Annotated in this window: 17 protein-coding genes; 2 read left to right on the top strand and 15 right to left on the bottom strand. The window is 68.0% G+C overall.

The genetic code is table 11. The features are described from left to right. Positions 1–2: 2 nt before the first annotated feature. From C3B61_RS04835 to recO, 8 genes are all read right to left on the bottom strand, one after another. Entirely contained in the window at positions 3–1,106 is a 1,104-nt protein-coding gene (locus C3B61_RS04835; RefSeq protein WP_088456124.1) for an ABC transporter permease, read from the bottom strand. Between the two features lie 91 nt (positions 1,107–1,197). Then, positions 1,198–2,826 carry an ABC transporter substrate-binding protein gene (locus C3B61_RS04830; protein ID WP_088456123.1) on the bottom strand — a complete coding sequence of 543 codons (1,629 nt, stop codon included), beginning with the start codon at positions 2,824–2,826 and terminating at the stop codon, positions 1,198–1,200. Between the two features lie 157 nt (positions 2,827–2,983). Next, positions 2,984–4,843: a DNA primase gene (gene dnaG / locus C3B61_RS04825; RefSeq protein WP_088456122.1), complete on the bottom strand. Its 1,860-nt coding sequence runs from the start codon at positions 4,841–4,843 to the stop codon at positions 2,984–2,986. Then, the gene (locus C3B61_RS04820) at positions 4,831–6,129 is read right to left on the bottom strand and encodes a deoxyguanosinetriphosphate triphosphohydrolase (protein ID WP_244285837.1); all 1,299 of its coding nucleotides are present in this window, start codon (positions 6,127–6,129) and stop codon (positions 4,831–4,833) included. The genes dnaG and C3B61_RS04820 overlap by 13 nt, the downstream gene beginning before the upstream one ends. Continuing rightward, a complete protein-coding gene (gene dusB, locus C3B61_RS20020; protein WP_088456120.1) occupies positions 6,122–7,285 on the bottom strand; it encodes a tRNA dihydrouridine synthase DusB in 1,164 nt (387 codons plus the stop codon). The genes C3B61_RS04820 and dusB overlap by 8 nt, the downstream gene beginning before the upstream one ends. A 209-nt stretch (positions 7,286–7,494) precedes the next feature. After that, entirely contained in the window at positions 7,495–8,175 is a 681-nt protein-coding gene (locus C3B61_RS04810; protein ID WP_103459745.1) for a DsbA family oxidoreductase, read from the bottom strand. A 52-nt stretch (positions 8,176–8,227) separates the two neighbouring features. Then, on the bottom strand, positions 8,228–9,055 hold the full coding sequence (locus C3B61_RS04805; RefSeq protein ID WP_088456118.1) for an isoprenyl transferase: 828 nt from the start codon (positions 9,053–9,055) through the stop codon (positions 8,228–8,230). Further along, positions 9,052–9,774, bottom strand: coding sequence for a DNA repair protein RecO (gene recO / locus C3B61_RS04800; RefSeq protein WP_088457987.1), 723 nt, complete (start codon positions 9,772–9,774; stop codon positions 9,052–9,054). The genes C3B61_RS04805 and recO overlap by 4 nt, the downstream gene beginning before the upstream one ends. Before the next feature lie 76 nt (positions 9,775–9,850). Between recO and C3B61_RS04795 the strand changes: the two genes are divergently transcribed. Continuing rightward, positions 9,851–10,588, top strand: coding sequence for a trimeric intracellular cation channel family protein (locus C3B61_RS04795; RefSeq protein WP_103459744.1), 738 nt, complete (start codon positions 9,851–9,853; stop codon positions 10,586–10,588). A 198-nt stretch (positions 10,589–10,786) separates the two neighbouring features. After that, positions 10,787–11,407: a hypothetical protein gene (locus tag C3B61_RS04790; RefSeq protein WP_174776225.1), complete on the top strand. Its 621-nt coding sequence runs from the start codon at positions 10,787–10,789 to the stop codon at positions 11,405–11,407. A 78-nt stretch (positions 11,408–11,485) separates the two neighbouring features. Here the strand turns inward: C3B61_RS04790 and leuA are convergent, their stop codons facing one another. The 7 genes from leuA to C3B61_RS04755 all read right to left on the bottom strand — a co-directional run. Beyond that, on the bottom strand, positions 11,486–13,252 hold the full coding sequence (gene leuA, locus C3B61_RS04785; RefSeq protein ID WP_103431755.1) for a 2-isopropylmalate synthase: 1,767 nt from the start codon (positions 13,250–13,252) through the stop codon (positions 11,486–11,488). 156 nt (positions 13,253–13,408) lie between these two features. Beyond that, on the bottom strand, positions 13,409–14,785 hold the full coding sequence (locus C3B61_RS04780) for an ABC transporter permease (RefSeq protein WP_103459743.1): 1,377 nt from the start codon (positions 14,783–14,785) through the stop codon (positions 13,409–13,411). Beyond that, entirely contained in the window at positions 14,782–15,543 is a 762-nt protein-coding gene (locus tag C3B61_RS04775) for an ABC transporter ATP-binding protein (protein ID WP_103459742.1), read from the bottom strand. Before C3B61_RS04775 ends, C3B61_RS04780 begins: the two co-directional genes overlap by 4 nt. A 123-nt stretch (positions 15,544–15,666) precedes the next feature. Then, positions 15,667–16,356 carry a response regulator gene (locus C3B61_RS04770; RefSeq protein WP_103459741.1) on the bottom strand — a complete coding sequence of 230 codons (690 nt, stop codon included), beginning with the start codon at positions 16,354–16,356 and terminating at the stop codon, positions 15,667–15,669. Continuing rightward, positions 16,349–18,292 carry a sensor histidine kinase gene (locus C3B61_RS04765; protein WP_244285836.1) on the bottom strand — a complete coding sequence of 648 codons (1,944 nt, stop codon included), beginning with the start codon at positions 18,290–18,292 and terminating at the stop codon, positions 16,349–16,351. Before C3B61_RS04765 ends, C3B61_RS04770 begins: the two co-directional genes overlap by 8 nt. Before the next feature lie 102 nt (positions 18,293–18,394). After that, positions 18,395–19,279 carry a ketopantoate reductase family protein gene (locus C3B61_RS04760; RefSeq protein WP_103460014.1) on the bottom strand — a complete coding sequence of 295 codons (885 nt, stop codon included), beginning with the start codon at positions 19,277–19,279 and terminating at the stop codon, positions 18,395–18,397. Between the two features lie 126 nt (positions 19,280–19,405). Further along, positions 19,406–19,694: HNH endonuclease signature motif containing protein (locus tag C3B61_RS04755; protein WP_133160234.1), on the bottom strand; the 289-nt coding region annotated here is incomplete at its 5' end.

Below are 19,694 nucleotides of genomic sequence, written 5' to 3'. Positions count from 1 at the left end.
GATCAGTACCGCACTCTCGGGTCGATCAGCGCGGCGATGATGTCCACGATGAAGTTGGACAGGGCGACGATGACGGCGAGCAGGGCGACGATGCCCTGGACGGCGACGAAGTCTCTGGCCTGGAGGAATTCGGAAAGCATGAAACCCAGCCCCTTCCACTCGAAGGTGGTCTCGGTCAGCACGGCGCCGCCGAGGAGCAGGGCGATCTGGAGGCCGATCACCGTGATGATCGGAATCAGTGCTGGCCGGTACGCGTGCTTCCGCACGAGCCTGAATTCGCTGACCCCGCGGGACCGGGCGGCGTCCACGTAATCGGTGCCCAGGGTGCCGATCACGTTGGTGCGGACCAGGCGCAGGAAGACCCCGGCGGTCAGCAGACCGAGGGCCAGGGCGGGCAGCACCGCGTGGGTCAGGACGTCGACCAGGATCGCCGGGTTGCCGGTCTGGATGGCGTCGATGGTGTACAGACCGGTTTTGCCCGGCAGCAGCTGCATCTGCAGCTCCGAGCTCGTCGAGGCCCGGCCGGCGACAGGCAGGACCTTCAGCCAGACGGCGAAAATGAGCTTGAAGAGCAGGCCGGAGAAGAACACCGGGGTGGCGTAGCAGAGGATTGCGAAGATTCGCAAGGACGCATCCGGCGACTTGTCCCGCCAGTACGCGGCGACCATGCCCAGCGGGATCCCGACGATGAAGGCCACCAGCAGGGCGTAGAACGCCAGCTCGGCGGTGGCGGCGCCGTAGGTGAGGAGCACCTCCGAGACCGGCCGGTTGGTGCTGATCGTGGTGCCGAAGTTGCCCGTGAAAATCTGGCCGAGGTATTCGACGTACTGCACCAGGATGGGCCTGTCGTAGCCGGCCGCGGCGACCCGCTCGGCGAGCTGGTCGGCGCTCAGCCGGCCACCGAGTGCCGCGGTGATCGGGTCACCCGTGGTGCGCATCAGCCAGAACACCATGGAGACCAGGATGAAGATGGTCGGGAAGATCAGCAGGAAGCGGATCACGATGTAGCGGATGATGCCGCCGCCGGAACCCTTTTTCTTCGGTGCCGTCGTGGTGGGCTGTCGCCCGGCCGCCGGGGCCGCTGGCGTTGTCGCTACAGTCGTCATTCCTACCTCACTTATGCAAACGAAAGACGGGGGCGTTCGGCGCGTAGTCGCCTGAACGCCCCCGTCGTCTAGCCAGGTGAAACCTGCGAGCCTAGCCCTTGGCCAGGGCTGCGTAACGGAATTTGAACGACGCGTCGAGCGTGTCGCTGGCTCCCGTCACCGTCGTCCCGGTCACGGCGACCTGCGCACCCTGGAGCAGCGGCACCGTCGACAGCTGGGCCGCGACCTTGTCCTGGATCTGTTCGAGGAGCGCGGTGCGCGCGGCGGGGTCGACCGTCACGGCCTGCTGCAAGATCAGGTCGTTGACCTCCTGGTCGACGTAGTGGTTCTTCAGGAAGTTCTCCGTGAGGAAGAACGGCGTCAGGTAGTTGTCAGCGTCGGAGTAGTCCGGGAACCAACCGAGCTGGTACGCGGGGTACACGTCGCTGGAACGGTCCTTGGAGTACTGCACCCACTCGGTGGTCTGCAGGTTCACCGTGAACAGGCCGCTGGACTCCAGCTGGTCCTTGATCAGCGCGTATTCGTCACCGGACGAGGGGCCGTAGTGGTCGTTGCTGTACTGCAGGTTGAGCTCGACGGGCTCGGTGACGCCGGCGGCCGTGAGGGTCGCCTTGGCCTTGTCGGCATCCGGAGCGCCGTTGCCGTCGCCGTAGAGGCCCTTGAGGGACTCGGTCGCACCGGTCAGGCCGGCCGGGACGTAGGAGTACAACGGGGTGTACGTGCCCTTGTACACCTGGTCGGCGATCTCTTCACGGTCGACGAGGTCGGCAACCGCCTGGCGAACGGCGAGGGACTTGGCCGCGTCGGCGTCGGCTGTGGTGGCGCCGAACGGCTGGGTGTCGAAGTTGAAGGTGATGTAGCGGATCTCGCCGCCGGGTCCGTCGACGACCTCGACGTTGTCGTTGCCGCGAAGGTCTTCGATGTCTGTCGCGGACAGGCTGCGGAACGCCACATCGATGCCGCCCTCCTGGACCTCGAGCTTGAGGTTGGACGAGTCGGCGAAGTACTTGACGTTCACGACGTCGGTCTTCGCCGCACCCAGGAGACCCTCATAGTCGGGGTTGGCCTTGTAGCCGATGAGGTTGTTGAAGTCGTAGCTGGTGATGACGTACTGTCCGGCGAACGCATTGGCCTTGACGATGTCGTCGTCGCTGGTGAGCTCGGTGGCCGAGAATGACTCTTCGTCCACGATCGGGCCGGCCGGGCTGGACAGGATCTGGGGGAAGATCTGGTCGTCGGGGGCGAGCAGGTTGAACACGACGGTGGTGTCGTCCGGGGTGTCGACGCTTTCCAGGTTGTACAGCAGCGAGGAGGGGCCGTTGTCGGCGGCGATCGCCAACTGACGGTCGAAGGTGAACTTGACGTCAGACGAGGTCAGCTTGTTGCCGTTGGCCCAGACCAGGTCGGGCTTGAGGGTGACCGTGTACTGCGTCGGCGCGGTGAACTCGGCGGAGACCGCGATGTCGGGTTCGACGTCGGGGCTGCCGTACGGCGTGTTCATGAGGAACGGGAAGACCTGGTTCTGCACGGCGAACGAGCCGTTGTCGTACGAGCCGGCCGGGTCAAGGGTGGTGACCTTGTCGGTGGTGCCGATGGTCAGCGGAGCGGCGCCCGCCTCCTCGGCGGTGGAGCCTGCACAGCCGGCGAGCACGAGTGCTGCGGCGGCGAGACCGGCGGTGACGCCGACGGCGCGGCCGCGCCTGGTGGGTTCAAAAGCCATAGTCGAATGCCTCTTCCTCAAGGTGTGGGTGTCTTGGTGAAACCGAATATCTGCGCTCAGACGCAGATATGCGTTGCTGTAAACCAAGAATTAGCACACTCTGCGCGTCAGACGGCCATTCTGCAATGCATCTTAATAGACCCGCAATATAAGCCGGCTACTCGACCCGGAGGTTGCGCCGTTCGGCTTCGACCCGCACGAGCTCGCGCTGAATCGCGACATAGACCTCACGGTTGGTCGCATCGGCCCGTTGCAGGCGGCCGAGCAGTTCGGCCTTCTGCCGCAGCAGGTCCTTCTCGATCAGCACGATGGTGATGTCTCGCACATAGCGGGTGACCTCGCGCTCGGTGCGCTCAGGCAGTGGGGCCATCGCCAGTTCGGTGACCAGGTTCGCCAGCGGAGCCGGGGTCTCTGCGACGACCCGTTCCAGCCAGTCCGGAGCCGCGGCGTGCGGCAGGGCGGCGGCCACGGCGTCCCGGACGACCGCGAGGGTGCTGTTGGTCATGCCGGTCGACACCGCCCGCTGCACGAGGTCGAGCCCGACGAGAGTCGGATGCTGCAGCATCGCCATCAGCGCGTCGCGCTCGATCCGGGTGACCGGGTCCTGGGGCAGGTCGGCGAGGGCGAAGAGGCGCTCGCGCGGGGCCGGTGCCGGTTCTCCCGCCCGGCGAGGTGCCTCGAGGGGCGCGGTGCGGGACCGCGCCTGGGCCGAGCTGACGGCGCGGGACACCTCACCGAGGTCCATTCCCAGCATGCGGGAGAGTTCGTGGGTGTAGCCCGGTCGCAATGACGGGTCCCGGATGTCGCTGACCACCGGGGCGGCCGCGCGCAGGGCGGAGACCCGGCCTTCGACGGTGTCGAGGTTGTACTGGGCCAGAAGCTGGCGGATCATGAACTCGAACATCGGCTTTTTGGAGTCGACCAGTCGACGCACGGCGTCGTCTCCGCGGTGCAGCCGCAGGTCGCACGGGTCGAGCCCTTCCGGGGCGACGGCCACGAAGGTCTGGGCGCTGAACCGTTGCTCCTCGGCGAAGGCCCGCACGGCGGCTTTCTGCCCCGCGGCATCAGGGTCGAAAGTGAAGACGACCTCCCCGACACCGCTGTCGTCGCCGAGTACCCGGCGCAGCACCTTGATGTGGTCCACACCGAACGAGGTTCCGCAGGTGGCCACGGCCGTGGTCACGCCGGCCAGGTGGCAGGCCATGACGTCGGTGTAGCCCTCGACGACCACCACCTGGTGGTTGCGGGAGATGTCACGCTTGGCCAGGTCCAGGCCGTACAGCACCTGGGCCTTGTGGTAAATCGGGGTTTCGGGTGTGTTGAGGTATTTGGGGCCTTTGTCGTCCTCGAGCAGCTTGCGGGCGCCGAAGCCGATGGTCTGCCCGGTGATGTCACGGATCGGCCAGACCAGGCGGCCGCGGAACCTGTCGTAGATCCCCCGGTCCCCGGCTGACACCAGGCCGGAGAGGGTGAGTTCCTCGGTGCTGAAACCACGGCCGCGCAGATGTTTGGTCAGCTCGTCCCAGCTTTTCGGCGCGAAGCCGACGCCGAACCGTTCGGCGGCCTGAGCATCAAAGCCACGGTCGCCGAGGAAGGTGCGGCCCACCTGGGCCCCCGGGCTGCCGAGCTTGTCGATGAAGAACTCGGCGGCGGCCTGGTTGGCCGCGTACAGCCGCGCCCGGTTGGTGTGGTCAGGGGCCTCGGCGCCGCCACCCTCGTAGTGCAGTTCGATGCCGGCCCGGCCGGCCAACCGTTCCACAGCCTCGCTGAAGCTGACATGGTCCATCTTCTGCAGGAAGGAGTAGACGTCGCCGCTCTCTCCGCAGCCGAAGCAGTGGTAGAACCCGACCTGCGGACGCACGTGGAAACTGGGGCTGCGCTCGTCGTGGAACGGGCACAGGCCCTTCATCGAACCGACCCCGGCAGATTTGAGGCTGACATAGTCGCTGATGATGTCGGCGATGTTGGTGCGGGACTTGACCTCTTCGACGTCGCCCTGCCGGATCAGTCCTGCCATGCGGCACCGGTCCGAAGCGTGATCCCGGCGGGTTCACGGGTCAGGTGCAACCGGCGCTGCAGGGCGATCGCGCTCTGATCGGTCAGGCTGGCCACCTGGTCGACGATCACGCGTTTGCGGGCCGCGTCGTCCGCGGCAGCCACCCAGTCCTCCCGGAAGCCGGGGTCCAGGTGCTCGTCGCCCGTCGCCAACAGCGTGTCCGCCAGGTAGGTGAGTGTTTCGCGTTGCTCGATGTAGATCGGCTGGCGCACGTGGGTGGACATGACGAACGCGGCGACGATGCCCTTGAGCACGCCGATCTCGGCCTGGACCTCCCGCGGGATCACGACGTGGGCGGCGAACCTGATGAGATGTCGGTCGGGGTAGGCCGCTCTGGTGGCCGAGACGGCCGCGCCGCTGAACCGGCCGATGAGCTGGCTGGTCAGGTTCTTCAGACGGCCCTGGTCCCGGCGGCCTGCGTTCCAACCGTGCAGCCATACGTCGAGGGCGTCGAGCCTGTCGAAGGCGGCGATGAGTTCGTCGTGGCTGAACTGCCCGCCGGTCCACTCGTACATCGAGGTGACCAGGGCGGCGTGATCGCTGCGGCTGCTGAGCAGTTCCACGTCGAGGTAGCCGCTGACCACGGCGTCCTCGAAGTCGTGCACCGAGTAGGCGATGTCGTCGGAGAGGTCCATCACCTCCGCCTCGACGCAGAGCTGGCGTTCCGGTGCGCCGTCGCGCAGCCATTCGAAGGCCGCGCGGTCGTCCTCGTAAAAACCGAATTTGGCGCGTCCGCTCGGGTCGGCGACCGAGGAGTCGGCTGCCCACGGGTACTTGCAACTGGCGTCGAGGCTGGCGCGGGTGAGGTTGAGTCCGAAGCTCGCGCCGTTGTCTCCGAAAACCTTGGGTTCGAGCCGGCTGAGCAGGCGCAGGGTTTGCGCGTTGCCCTCGAAGCCGCCGATGTCGGCGGCCCAGGTGTTGAGGGCCTTCTCGCCGTTGTGACCGAACGGCGGATGCCCGATGTCGTGCGCCAGGCACGCCGTATCGACGATGTCGGGGTCCAGGGCCAGGCGCAGGGCGAGCTCCCGGCCGATCTGCGCGACCTCGAGCGAGTGGGTGAGGCGGTTGCGGGCGAAGTCCAGACCGGCGGCAGGGCTGAGCACCTGGGTCTTCGCGGCCAGGCGGCGCAGGGCGCTGGAATGTAGCAGCCTGGCCCTGTCGCGGGCGAAGTCGCTGCGGCTGGAATCATGCTCTTCAGGTCGGAACCTGGCCTCGTCGTGAACGCTGTATCCGGTCTGATTAACCACCGCTGGTGTCCCCCTCGCCCTCCGTGAGATTGCTGCGCTCTGCGCCGACGATGTCGCGAGACTCGAGCCAGCGTTCGGGCAGGGAGGTCTTCTTGGGGCTGCCGGCCCGGCCGCGCTGGCCCTCGGCCCCGATGCCGGGATACGGCTGGTCGGGGTCCATGGTCGCCAGGAGCTCGTCCAGCTGCTCGAGCGACACGACGGAGGCCAGGCTGGCGCGCAGGTCACCGCCGACGGGGTAGCCCTTGAAGTACCAGGCCACGTGCTTGCGCACATCGCGGCAGGCCCGTTCTTCGCTGTCGAAGAACTCGGTGAGCAGCTCGGCGTGCCGGCGGAACGCATCCGCGACCTGGCCGAGGGAGGGTTCGGCCTTGAGTACTTCACCGCGGAAGGCCGCCGCGAGGTCGCCGAACAGCCACGGACGTCCCAGGCAGCCACGGCCGACGACGACGCCGTCGCACCCGGTCTCCTCGATCATGCGCAGAGCGTCGGCGGCGGACCAGATGTCACCGTTGCCGAGCACGGGCACGCTGGTGATGGTGTCCTTGAGGGTCTTGATGGCGGCCCAGTCGGCGTGGCCGGAGTAGTAATCCGCGGCGGTGCGGGCGTGCAGCGCGATCGCGGCGACGCCGGCGCCCTCGGCGACGCGACCGGCCTCGAGGTAGGTGAGGTGGTCGGAGTCGATGCCCTTGCGCATTTTGACGGTCAGCGGGATCGTCCCCGCGGCCGTCACGGCGGCCTCGACGATCTCCCGGAAAAGGGTGATCTTCCACGGCAGCGCCGCTCCCCCGCCCTTGCGGGTGACCTTGGGCACCGGGCAGCCGAAATTCAGGTCGATGTGGTCGGCGCGGTCCTCGGCGACGAGCATGGTGACGGCCTCTGAGACCGTCTTCGGGTCGACACCGTAGAGCTGGATGGAGCGGGTCTTCTCGCTCTCGTGGTGCGTGATCAGCCGCATGGATTCCGGGGTGCGTTCGACGAGCGCCCGTGAGGTGATCATTTCGCTCACGTAGAGTCCGGCGCCGTATTCGCGGCAGAGCCGGCGGAACGCCGTGTTGGTGATGCCGGCCATGGGTGCCAGCACCACGGGCACATCGAGTTCGATGTCGCCGATTCGTAGCGGGGACACCGGGCTGATCGTGGAAGTGGGAGTGTTCATCTCATCCAATTCTCCCAGACCTGGCCGGGCATGGACGCCACGTTCGTTCGACGGTGGAAAACCGTCGGCCGGCCGGGCTGAAACGTCGGACGGCTAAATGCCGCAGGACCCGCCGCCGCAGCATCCGCCGGCGTCGGGCTGGTCGAGCAGCTGGATGATCGGACGCAGCACCGGGGTGGTCGCAGTGTCGGTCGCGGTGGTGGTCTCGCTCATGCGTGGGTCTCCTCGGTTGCGCGGGTGTCGGTGTCGGTCCGCTCGCTGCGGACCTGGCGGAGGGCTTGCGCAAAGGTATCAGGGTCCTGTGCGCCGGAGATGCCGTATTTGCCGTCGATCACGAAGAAGGGCACCCCTTGGATGCCGTACTCGGTGGCCTGGGCGACATCGGCCTTGACCGCGGCCAGGTACTCGTTCTCGGTGAGGGAGCGCACCACGTCGGCGCGGTCCAGGCCGACCGTGGCGGCGAGGTCGGCGAGATCCTCGATGCGGCCGACGTGGCCGCCGTCGACGAAGTACGCCTTGAGCAGGCTCTCCTTCATCTCCAGCTGCAGACCGTGCGCCTTGGCGTAGTGCAGCAGCTCGTGCGCCTTGATGGTGTTGGTCTGGTGCACCGAGTCGTAGTCGTAGTGCAGGCCGACACTCTCGGCGATGCCGGTGACCCGCTCCAGCATCTCGAGCACCTGCGGCACCGGGATGCCCTTGCGTTCGCTGAGGTAATCGATCGGGCTGCCCGCGAAATCGACGGGGGTGTCCGGGGCGAGTTCGAAGGAGTGGTACTCCACCTCGACGTCGTCGCCGAATGCGGCCACGCCGGCCTCGAACTTGCGTTTGCCGATGTAGCACCAGGGGCACTGCACGTCGGACCAGATGTCTACTTTGATGGTTTCGCTCACGTGGAGGCTAACTCGAGCGGACCCTCCAGTTATTCCCGCGTACCCGGAACGGTCAGGCGGTGGGCGTGTCCACGGCGCCGCCGTAGCGGCGGTTGCGGGCGGCGTACAGCTCGATGGCGTGCCAGAGGTCGACGCGGGTGAAGTCGGGCCAGAGGGTGTCCAGGAACACCATCTCGGCGTAGGCGCTCTGCCAGAGCAGGAAGTTGCTGGTGCGCTGCTCACCGGAACTGCGTACGAACAGGTCGACGTCGGGCAGGTCGGCGGTGTACAGGTGCCGCTGGATGGACTTCTCGGTGATGCCGGACGGCTTCAGCCGGCCCGCGGCGACGTCCTCGGCCAGGGCCCGCACGGCATCCGCGATCTCGGTGCGGCCGCCGTAGTTGACGCACATGGTCAGGGTCAACACGTCGTTGCCGGCGGTGAGCTTCTCGGCGAACTGCAGCTCGTTGATCACCGAGGCCCACAGCTTGGGCTTCCGGCCGGCCCAGCGCACCCGCACGCCCCAGTCGTTGAGCTGGTCGCGACGGCGGTGCAGGACATCCCGGTTGAAGCCCATCAGAAAGCGCACCTCGTCGGGTGAGCGCTTCCAGTTCTCGGTGGAGAACGCGTACACGCTGAGGTGCTTGACGCCGATCTGGATGGCTCCGGCGACCACGTCGAGCAGTGATGCTTCACCGGCCTTGTGGCCCTCGACCCTGGACAGGCCCCTGGCGTTGGCCCAGCGGCCGTTGCCGTCCATCACCACGGCCACGTGTTCCGGCACGGCCTTGGCGGGCAGCGCCGGCGGGTAGAGCCCGGTCCAGTCGACGGGCTTGAACGGCACCGCGTCCTTGTGGGTGAAGGGGGTGCTCGAGGAGGAACGGAAGGGATTCGGCGTCATGGGCGCACGTGCTCCAGTGATCGGAGGCCGCGGCCGAGGTGCCACTGCGTGTATGCGGCGACGACCCCGGTGGCCTGGGCGTGGGTGGTGTCAGAGGCATCGGCTGTGAAGGCCCAGTCTCCGGTGAGCAGGGCGCTGAGCAGGGCGATGGTGTCGGGGTCGAGGCGGGGCGAACCCGGGGCGGCGCAGTTGTCGCAGACGATGCCGCCGACCTGCGCCACGAAAGCCGAATGCGGGCCCGGCGCGCCGCAGCGGGCGCAGTCGTGGAAGCTGGGCGCCCAGCCGGCCATGGACAGTGACCGGAGCAGGTAGGAGTTGAGGGTGGCGCCGGAGCCGTGCTCGTGCCTGGACAAAGACCGCAGCGCCCCCACCAGAAGCAGGTATTGCTGCAGCGATCCCTCGGATTCGGTGAGCTTATCCGCGGTTTCGACCATGGCGCTCGCGGCGGTGTAGCTGCCGTAATCGGCGGTGATGACGGCCCCATACGAGCCGATCGATTCGGCCTGGTTGACAATGTCGAGGCTGCGACCGATATAGAGCTGCACGTCGACGACCATGAACGGCTCGAGCCTGGCACCGAATTTCGACGCCGTACGGCGCACGCCCTTGGCGACAGCACGCACCTTGCCGTGCTGGCGGGTGAGCAGGGTGATGATGCGGTCGGCTTCGCCCAGCTTGTGGGTACGCAGCACGACGGCTTCATCACGGTAAACGGGCACGGTCAATTCTCCCACTCCGGCGGACGGATGCCGACGCCCGCGCCGGAGGTCATGCGGGCCGTGGTAGATATTGACGGTGCCCACTCCCCTCTTCGCCATTCCGCTCTGGATCGACCTCGTCGCCGTCGCCATCGGCGCGATCCAGGGGGCGATGTTCGCGGGCCGGTTCACCGACCGCCGGATGGATCTGCTGGGCATCTCGATCATCGGCATCACGGTGGGCCTGGGCGGCGGCCTGCTGCGCGACATCCTGCTCGGCGGGGTGCCGGCCGCGCTGCTGAGCAACTGGTACCTGCCCGTCGCGGCGGTGTTCGCGCTGCTGGGCATGCTGTTGCAGAGCCTGTTCAACCGGCTCGGCCCGCTGATCATCACCCTGGACGCCGTGACCATCGGCCTGTTCGGCGTGATCGGCACCACCAAGGCGCTCGCCGCCGGCCTGCCGGAGATTCCCGCCCTGTTCGTCGGGGTGGTCTCCGCTGTGGGCGGGTCCGTGCTGCGAGACATGATGCTGAACGTGCCCATCGCCGTGATGCACGTCGGCTCGCTGTACGCCGTCGCCGCTCTGATGGGCTGCGGGCTCCTGGTCACTCTTGTGGTGCTCGAGGTGCCGATCACCGCGGCGGCAATGATCTGCGTGGTCACGACCACGGTCATCCGGGTCCTCGCAGCCCGATTCGGCTGGACCCTGCCGCAGCAACGGGCCATCGGCAGCTGGCCGCACTGGCGCCGGCGGGGTTCGATCCAGCCGTTGCGGTTCTGGCCACGGCGCCGCACCCAGGCGCACCCCGAGCCCACCGTCACGGCTGACCGCTGACGCGTTCCGGAGCGTTTTCTGAGCATTTGTCATCCGGACCGGTTTTGGCCTCGCCTTTCCCCCAATCTGGGGTCAGTATTGAGGCACAACCACGTCGCAGGGAGGTACTCCATGAAACGATACGAGGGCACTGCGCCCGAGCTGTTGCCTGTCCTTTCCCGGGGCAAACACAAGTCCCCACGCAGCGGAGCGTGCTTCATGGAATTCGCGTCGCACCTGTCCGGTGAGGCGTGGAGCGACCATCCAGCGTGCACACATCCGGTCTTGGCCTCGCTGGCACGCATGGTCAACGACTGCACCTCCGATGACGCCAGATCCCGCCTGATGATGCTGATCCCGTCCGTGATCGGACTGCGCGGCGACGACCAGCGGGTCCGTCTTGTCGTGGCCCTGCGGGCCGCGACGGCCGGTCTGCCGGTGGTCAGCGCCGATCACCAGCGGGCCCTGGCCGTGGGCATCCTCAACTGTCAGCGTCACCTGGCGCGGTCGTCGGAGGGAACCCCGATCGATGTGTCAGAGCAGGTACGTGCGGCATTCGACAAGGCGCCGCAAACCGAACGCTGGGCGCGCGAGTTCATGGGTTCGGTCGGGTCGTGGTCTCGTACCCGGTTCACCGACCGCACCGCGGAGTCGATCATCCGCATCACGGTGCAGGGCATCGCCGAGGCGTGCATTCCCGACACCGATGAGCGTCTCTACGCACTGTTGGCCCAGGCGATCGATGACTGCACGGCGGTGCTGGGCAAGCCGGACGGCGAACCAGTGCCGGTTCCTCAGCCGCTCACACCCAGCCAGGCCCGACGGGCCATGCGGGTCTGAGCCGTACACAGGACGGCGCAATACGCAGGATGGCCCCGGCCGCGACGAGAGTCGCAGCCGGGGCCATTCACGTGCAGGTCAGACGGTCGCCAATTCCCGATCGCCCGCTTCGGCCCGGATGCCGCGGTTGACCGCCGACACGACGGCCTTCAGTGATGCCGTCGAGATGTCGGGGTCGATGCCGACGCCCCAGAACCGCTTGCCGTTCACGTCGAGCTCGACGTACGCCGCGGCCGAGGCGTCCCCGCCGGCGGCCATGGCGTGCTCAACGTAGTCGTACAGGGTGATCGTGACGCCACGGTCCGCCATGATGCCCAGGAACGCGGCGATCGGGCCGTTGCCTGTCGCCGTGGCCGGGGCGACGGCGTCCGAATCGCGCAGGTCGACGGTGAGGTCTACCGCGCCGGCCAGGTCGCTGGAGGTGCGGGTGGAGAACAACTCGAACCGGCCCCACTTCGCATCCGGGTTGGTGTGGTTGGCGGGCAGGTACTCGTCGTTGAAGATGTCCCAGATCTGATCACTGGTGACCTCGCCGCCGTCGGTGTCGGTCTTGGCCTGCACGACGCCGGAGAACTCGATCTGCAGCTTCCGCGGCAGGTCCAGGTGGTGGTCCGTCTTGAGCAGGTAGGCGACGCCGCCCTTGCCGGACTGCGAGTTGACCCTGATGACCGCTTCGTAGCTGCGGCCGAGGTCCTTGGGGTCGATCGGCAGGTACGGTACGGCCCAGACCAGGTCGTCGACGCTGGCCCCGGTCTCGGCCGCTTCGGCGGCCATGGCCTCGAAGCCCTTCTTGATGGCGTCCTGGTGGGAGCCGCTGAAGGCGGTGAAGACCAGGTCGCCCGCCCAGGGGCTGCGTTCGGGAACGGGCAGCTGGTTGCAGTACTCCGCGGTGCGCTTGACCTCGTCGATGTTGCCGAAGTCGATCTGCGGGTCGATGCCCTGGGTGAACAGGTTGATGCCCAGGGCGACGAGGTCGACGTTGCCGGTGCGTTCGCCGTTGCCGAACAGGCAGCCCTCGATACGGTCGGCGCCGGCCAGGTAACCCAGCTCCGCAGCCGCGATCGCGGTGCCGCGGTCGTTGTGCGGGTGCAGCGACAGGATGACGTTCTCGCGGTGGGCCAGGTGCCGGCTCATCCACTCGATGGAGTCGGCGTAGACGTTGGGCGTGGCCATCTCGACGGTGGCCGGCAGGTTGATGATGACCTTGCGCTCCGGGGTGGGCTCGAAGATCTCGATCACCTGGTTGGAGATGTCCACGGCGAACTCCAGCTCGGTGCCTGTGAAGCTCTCCGGCGAGTACTCGTAGTACACGGCGGTGCCGGGAACCGTGGCCTCGAGGGCCCGGCAGGTCCGGGCGCCGAACAGGGCCAGGTCGATGATGCCCTGCTTGTCCTCCCGGAACACGACATCGCGCTGCAGAACACTGGTGGAGTTGTACAGGTGCACGATGGCCTGTTTGGCGCCGACGATGGACTCGTAGGTGCGACGGATCAGGTGCTCACGAGCCTGGGTGAGCACCTGGATGGTCACGTCGTCGGGGATCGCGCCGTCGTCGATGAGACTGCGGACGAAGTCGAAGTCGGTCTGGCTGGCCGACGGGAAGCCGACCTCGATCTCCTTGTAGCCCATCCGCACCAGAAGGTCGAACATGATGCGCTTGCGTTCGGGGCTCATCGGGTCGATGAGAGCCTGGTTGCCGTCTCGCAGGTCGACGGCGCACCAGCGCGGTGCGACGGTGATGCGGTTGGCCGGCCAGGTGCGGTCCGGCAGGTCGACGCTGAACTGGTCCTGATACGGGCGGTACTTGTGTACCGGCATAGTCGATGCGGCCTGATTGTTCTTCATGGTCTAATCTCTCCTCGCGAGTGGTGGTCAGCCGACGACAAACTCCGCGACGAGTGAGGCCTCAGATTAGGACTCGTCGCGGCAGCTAAGGAGGAGCAGACCGAACAGCACACAAAGAGGGTAACACCGATTGCCGAAGAGTTCCTCAGCATCCGCTCAGCCGGCGGCCAGGGCGGTCACCGGGGCGACGGACACCGCGCGCCGGGCGGGCACGATGGTCGCAGCGACGGCCAGGACGGCGGTCCCGGTCACGCTGAGCACCACGAGCAACCAGGGCACCGCCGGTGTGACGAACCCGATGTTGGCCACCGTGCCGAACAGCGACTGCGCGGCAGCCCAGCCGTAGACGACGCCGAGGGCCAGCCCGAGGGCGACCGCAGCCACGGTCATCTGCAGGCTCTCGGTCAGGATCATCCTGCGCACCTGTCCGCCGGTGAAGCCGAGCGCCCGCAGCAACCCGATCTCCCTGGACCGCTGGAGCACGCTCAGGGCCAGGTTGTTCACCATGCCCACCGCCGCGATGAGGGCACTGAAGCCCACCAGCACCGAGATCACCGCCAGGCTGATGCCGACCATCTCACTGATCGCTCTGCGCACCGACGGGTCCTCCATGGCCAGCGCCATCATCTTCTCGAAGGTGGCCCCGGCGACGGCGAACATGGTGATCAGCGTCACGCCGATGACCAGGCCGATGGTGGCCCTGGAGCTCCGCTCCGGATGCTGCTGCGCGTTGGCGGCCGCGAGCCTGGACGGTGCGTTCGAACCCAGCAGACGACCCACGAGGCCCAGGACGGGCGGCATGATCAGGTGCGAGCCCAGCACGAGCCCGCTGAAGGACAGCAGCCCGCCTACCAGGCCCAGCAGGACACCGTACTCACTGATCTGGCCCACGACGACACCGCCGGCGAGGAACAGGACCCCGGCCACGATCAGCAGCACGGCGACGATGTTGCGGGCCGGACGTCGGACCGTTTCCTCGAGCGAGCGTTCCTGGGCGGCGCCGACGGCCTGCATCGGACTGACCGAGAGCACCCGGCGCGAGCCCACCCAGGCCGCGCACCAGGTGGAGAGCACCACAACGAGGACGGGAAGCGCCAGGAGCGGCTCGATCAGGCTGTACCGCAGGTCAGGCAGCGTGCCGGCGGCCACGGCTATCCACAGTCCGATGCTGAGAAGCACCGTTCCCACGACCGCGCCGAGGACGGCGCCGACGGCACCGACGAGAAGGCCTTCCTTGGCCACCGCGCGGCGCTGATCACGGGCGCTGGAGCCGATCAGGCGCATCAGGGCGATGGTGCGGGTGCGGCCGGCGATGATCGTCGCGACGGTGTTCGTGGTGACGATCGAACTGACGTACACGGCGATGGTGATGAACAGGACCGCCACGATTGACAGTGCCGAGCGCACCGCCCCGATGTCGGAAACGTCGTCACCACTGATCACCGTGGCGAGCACGCTGGTGACCTGCAGCAGCACCACGCCGAAGGCCGAGGCGAGGCCGGCTACGAGCAGGCTTGCACCGCGGCCGCTCATGCGCGCTGCTCCATGCCGAGCATGATGCGGGAGATGTCTTCGGCCGAGGACCGTTCCCGGTCTTCGACCAGGCGGCCGTCGGCGAGGAAGAGGATCCGGTCGGCGAAGCTGGCCGCAATGGGGTCGTGGGTGACCATGGCGATGCTCTGGCCGTAGCCGGTGCTCGCCGCCTTGAGTAGGGCCAGCACCTCCCGACCGCTCCGTGAGTCGAGGTTGCCGGTGGGTTCGTCGGCGAACACCAGTTCAGGCCGGGTGGCCAGGGCCCTGGCGATGGCGACGCGCTGCTGCTGTCCGCCGGAGAGCTCGTGCGGCCGGTGCGTGAGCCTGTCGGCCAGGCCGAGCGAGTCGATGAGCTGCTCGATCCAGTTGTTCTCGGTGGTGCTCGGCTTCCGGCCGTCCAGCGCGAAGGGCAGCAGGATGTTGCCTCGCACGTCCAGCGTGGGTACGAGGTTGAAGGCCTGGAAGATGAAGCCGATCCGCCGCCGGCGGAGGACCGTCAGTGCGGCGTCATCCAGGGCGCTGATCTCGGTGTCACCGAGCCAGGCCTGGCCGGCGCTCGCCGTGTCCAACCCCGCCATGATGTGCATCAGGGTGGACTTGCCCGAGCCGCTCGGGCCCATGATGGCGGTGAACTGGCCCCGACGGATGCCGATGGACACGTCGTCGAGGGCCGTCACCGACGTGGTGGCGGAGCCGTAGATCTTGCGCAGGGAGGTGACTCTGGCCGCGAGGCCGAGTTCTGACGGTGAATTTTCCATGTTTCCACGGTACGAATCCGGTGCCAGCGGCCGCATCGGGCCCCGGGTGTAATCAGCGGGGCCGGACGGATGAGTGCCGGCGGTGCCGGGTCATCCGCTGGGCGGTTACCGGGCGGAGCAGAGCTACTGGGTGAGGCGGTGCTGAAAGGCGAAGACCACGAGCTGCACCCTGTCGCGCAGCGAGAGCTTGGCCAGGATGCGGCTGATGTGGGTCTTGACGGTGGCCTCGCTCAGGAACTCACCTGCGGCGATCTCGGCGTTGCTCAGGCCGAGGGCGGCGAGGGCGAAGATGTCCCGTTCCCGGCTGGTCAGGGTGGTGTACGCCACCGGCACCTCCTGCTCCGGGGCCGGAGCGTCGAAGTGGGCAAAGAGCGCGCGGGTGGCGGAGGCGGCGATGACGGCGCTGCCGGCGTGCACGGTGCGGATGGCGGCGAGCAGGAACTCCGGATCGGCGTCCTTGAGCAGGAAGCCGCTCGCCCCGCCGCGGATGGCCCGGCTGGCGCTCTCGTCGAGTTCGAAGGTGGTGAGCACAATGATCCGCGGCGGGGTCGTTCCGGCCAGGGTGGCGGCGGCGATGATGGCCGCAGTGGCGTCGATGCCGTCCATCACGGGCATGCGGATGTCCATCAGGATCACGTCGGGGAAGACAGCGGCGGCCATGGTGACGCCGGCGGCGCCGTTGCCGGCCTCTCCGACGAACTCCAGATCGTCCTGGGAGGAGACCAGCATGCGGATCCCGGCCCTGAAGAGGGCCTGGTCGTCGACGAGGGCGACCCGGATGCGCGGAGCATCCGCCGGGTGGACGTCACTCATGGGCGTTCTCCGTTGGTCGGGGCGGGGCCGGGGTCAGCACGGTGGGCCGTACCAGGGCACTGGTGGTGATGGCCGGCAGGCGCGCGGCCACGATGAACCGGCCGCCGATGGGCTCCGCGGTCAACGAGCCGCCGGCGAGGAGCGCCCGTTCGCGCATGCCGGGTAGTCCGTGGCCGAGTACACCGGATGCGTCAGCGGCCGGGCTCGGTCGCACCGCGTTGTCTATCGTCACCGCAACCCATCCGTCCGTCCAGGCGAGGCTCAAATATACCGCCCGACCAGCGTCACCGTGCCGGAGGGCGTTGGTGAGGGCCTCCTGCACGATGCGGTAGACGGCCAGCTGGGCGCCGGAGCCCAGGGTGGTGGGTGTGCCCGTGGTGGTCCACTCGATGTCGAGCCCGGTGCTCCGCATCTGCGCCACCAGGCGGTCGAGGTCGGCGAGCACGGGTTGCGGTCCGTCGGCCGCGTCCTGGCGCAGACGGGTGAGCAGGATGCGCACGTCGCCCAGCGCGTCCCTGGCCGTGGTCGAGATGGTAGTCAACGCCTCGTCGACGGCCTCGGGGTTCGCGGCACGCGCGTACCGGGCCCCGTCGGCCTGGGCGATGACCACGGCCAGGGAGTGGGCGACAACGTCGTGCATGTCGCGGGCGATGCGGTTGCGTTCCTGCTCGACGACCACGCTGCGCTGCGCGACGCGCTGTTCCTCCACCGCTCGATGCTGGCTGAGCCGGCCCGCCCTGGCGGTCTGCCAGGTTCGCATGAGTAGTCCGAGGGTCCAGGAGAGACCGAGCACCGCGACGCTCGCGATCAGGGTGGCCACGAAGGACCAGACCAGGCCGGCCGCGTTGCCTTGCGCGAGTGCCTCGCCGATGGAGAGCGCGCCCTGTTGGATAACCGCGATATAGCCGGCGGCGAGCACGGCGCCGATCCCCACGGAAACCAGGCCGACCCAGCGCAGCATCCTGTCGCCGTAGGCCGCCGTGGCGTACAGAACGGCCAACACCGCGAAGTTGCCGGTCAGCACCGGCAGCCCGGCCAGCATCTGGGCGAGGGCGCTAACCCAGGCGATCGTCAGGGCCAGGCCCGGTGACAGCCGGCGCACGGCCAGGGCGGCCGTGAAACCGACCAGCACGAGGAACGACACGATGCCATTGCCGGCATCGATGATGAGGCAGAAGAGGGAGAAGGTGACCGCGATTCCGACGTCGACGGTGACGGTGCGCCGTGAGACCGGGCGGAAGACGAGCCGGCCGCCGGTGCGGTCACCGAGCAGAGCGCTGAGGGGGCCTCGGATCGGGACGCCCATTGTCACCGTGCCCGTCGGTGCGCCCTGCGGCAGCATCAGCCAGGTCTCCAGGGTGAGGACATCTGCCTCGACCGGCCCTGCGGCGCCACGGCGATCGGCCCGGCCCCGAACCACCAGCGCCAGCGCCCAGCCGCCTACGAGAGCGACGGCGGCCAGGAAACCGCCGGTGAGCCGAAATCCGAGGTCGCCGAAGAACCGGAGCGTCCCGTCCAGGTCCTGCGCCCCCTGCATCGACAGAGGCAGCAGGAGGAAGACTGTGACGAGCATGCCGAGGAGGAGCCCCGCGGCCAGGCCGACGAACCTGACCCAGCGCCGCCCGTGGAGTCCGGCGCCCCAGACCGCCAGGCAGCCGGAGGTGAGCAGCAGCGGTACGGCGCCCGGCCCGCTCAAGTAGCCGGTTCCGGCGGTGACCACGGCCAGTGTCGCGACAGCGCCGATGGTCAGCCCCAGCAGAGGGGCGAAGCGGGACAGGCCCACCGCGATCGCGAACATCCAGACCGCCAGCAGTGCCGCCGATTGGCCCGCCCAGAGGGCCGGGATCCCCCACACCAGGGCCACAGCCAGACCGAGCGCGGGTTCAAGTGCCCAGCGGTGCGGGGCGGCACGCGTGAGAAACCCTGGAACCGGCATGGTTACAGCGTAGGGCTCCCCCAGCGCCGCGTCCGGGTTCCGGCCACCAGATCATCCCGGCGTCCCCGGGAAGTCATCCCAGCGATGTAGCCGTTCCGAAAGTCATCTCGCAGTGAGGTCCGCCAACAGCCCATCCACGGCGGCGGTGTCCGCACCGAGACTGCGACCGCGGCGGGCGAGGGCTCCCCCGATGGCATCCAGCTCGCTTCGCTGCCCCGCCTCCAGGTCGTTCTGCAGCGACGAGCGCATAGACGCCGGCAACGCGGCGAGGGCCGTGGCCAGCTGCCCGGCGTCCGTGGGCACGCCGTCACGGCTGGCGACCCGAGCCACGTCGGTCAGCACCGCGGTCGTCAGTGCGGCGTCGCGTTCGAGGGCGGCGCCGATGGGCAACCGCCAGTACGAGGTGAGCAAGGCCATCGGGGCCAGAAAGCGAAATTTGGCCCAGAGCACCTCTTGGTCGGTGCCGGCCACCGTGACGTCGAGTCCGGCCTTCCGCCACGCCGCGGTGATGCCGGAGTCGGCGGCGTTGGCCGGAACGGTGAGCCGAAGGAACGGGCTGCGATGCTCGATCACGGTGGGGCTGAGCCTCGTCGATTCGACCGCCACCGAGGCTCCGGCGACGAGGGCTCCCGGTGCGTGGTCGCGGAGGATCGCCAGGTGTTCGATGCCGTTGAGCAGGGATACCACCTCAGCGGGCCGCGCCTGAGCGAGCGAGCCGATCACGGCGGGGAGTGCGAAAGCCTTGGTGGCGAGGATGACGTTGGCACCGTCGGGTATCTCGGTGACCGCGGTGATCCTCGAGACACCGTCGCCGAAGTGCGGGCTGTGGATGGTGAGTCCCTCCGCCGCGATCGCTCGAGCGGTCTCCGGTCTGGCGACGGCAACGACCTCGACGCCGGCGCGGTCCAGCAGCGCGGCGAGCAGGCCGCCCACGGCCCCGGCGCCGACAACGGCAATGACCGGCTCAGACATTGTTACCTGCGACATGTTGACTCCTTCGATCCAGGTTCCGGCGCCCAGATGGACCGTGCCCGACACCATTCTGGCAAAGTCGCGGCAGCGACAGCGGCAGGGTCGGCTGCAGAGTCAGTCCTCACCGCCCGGGTGCCCCAGTCATTCAGTGTGGGGTGGCCGTCGGGTTTTGGGGTCGTGGGCGCGGTGTTGGGGTGGTTTTCGCCAGGTGGCGGTGGGGTCGATCCAGTGTGGGGCTTTGACTTCGGGCATGCCCAGGACCATGCGGATGTGCCATCCGGAGGTGTCGATGTTGTGGTGGTGATACCAACACAGCAGCACCCCGTTGCTCACGTTGGTCGGGCCGCCGTTTTGCCACGGTGTCACATGGTGGACTTCGGTCCATTGCGGTGGGCAGGTGCAGCCGGGGATGATGCAGCCGCCGTCTCGG

It is taken from the genome of Cryobacterium zongtaii (genome assembly GCF_002909375.1).
Lineage (GTDB): Bacteria > Actinomycetota > Actinomycetes > Actinomycetales > Microbacteriaceae > Cryobacterium > Cryobacterium zongtaii.
Note: the sequence above shows the minus strand (reverse complement) of the source record. Positions and strands in the feature narration are given on the sequence as shown.

What these genes read in the sequence shown, in the direction of transcription:
- dnaG (WP_088456122.1), bottom strand. Translation starts at nt 4,843, where the DNA reads ATGGCAGGACTGATCCGGCAGGGCGACGTCGAAGAGGTCAAGTCCCGC.
- C3B61_RS04765 (WP_244285836.1), bottom strand. Translation starts at nt 18,292, where the DNA reads ATGCCGGTTCCAGGGTTTCTCACGCGTGCCGCCCCGCACCGCTGGGCA.
- C3B61_RS04770 (WP_103459741.1), bottom strand. Translation starts at nt 16,356, where the DNA reads ATGAGTGACGTCCACCCGGCGGATGCTCCGCGCATCCGGGTCGCCCTC.
- C3B61_RS04835 (WP_088456124.1), bottom strand. Translation starts at nt 1,106, where the DNA reads ATGACGACTGTAGCGACAACGCCAGCGGCCCCGGCGGCCGGGCGACAG.
- C3B61_RS04780 (WP_103459743.1), bottom strand. Translation starts at nt 14,785, where the DNA reads ATGAGCGGCCGCGGTGCAAGCCTGCTCGTAGCCGGCCTCGCCTCGGCC.
- C3B61_RS04775 (WP_103459742.1), bottom strand. Translation starts at nt 15,543, where the DNA reads ATGGAAAATTCACCGTCAGAACTCGGCCTCGCGGCCAGAGTCACCTCC.
- C3B61_RS04760 (WP_103460014.1), bottom strand. Translation starts at nt 19,279, where the DNA reads ATGTCGCAGGTAACAATGTCTGAGCCGGTCATTGCCGTTGTCGGCGCC.
- dusB (WP_088456120.1), bottom strand. Translation starts at nt 7,285, where the DNA reads ATGAACACTCCCACTTCCACGATCAGCCCGGTGTCCCCGCTACGAATC.
- C3B61_RS04805 (WP_088456118.1), bottom strand. Translation starts at nt 9,055, where the DNA reads ATGACGCCGAATCCCTTCCGTTCCTCCTCGAGCACCCCCTTCACCCAC.
- leuA (WP_103431755.1), bottom strand. Translation starts at nt 13,252, where the DNA reads ATGAAGAACAATCAGGCCGCATCGACTATGCCGGTACACAAGTACCGC.
- C3B61_RS04790 (WP_174776225.1), top strand. Translation starts at nt 10,787, where the DNA reads ATGGAATTCGCGTCGCACCTGTCCGGTGAGGCGTGGAGCGACCATCCA.
- C3B61_RS04830 (WP_088456123.1), bottom strand. Translation starts at nt 2,826, where the DNA reads ATGGCTTTTGAACCCACCAGGCGCGGCCGCGCCGTCGGCGTCACCGCC.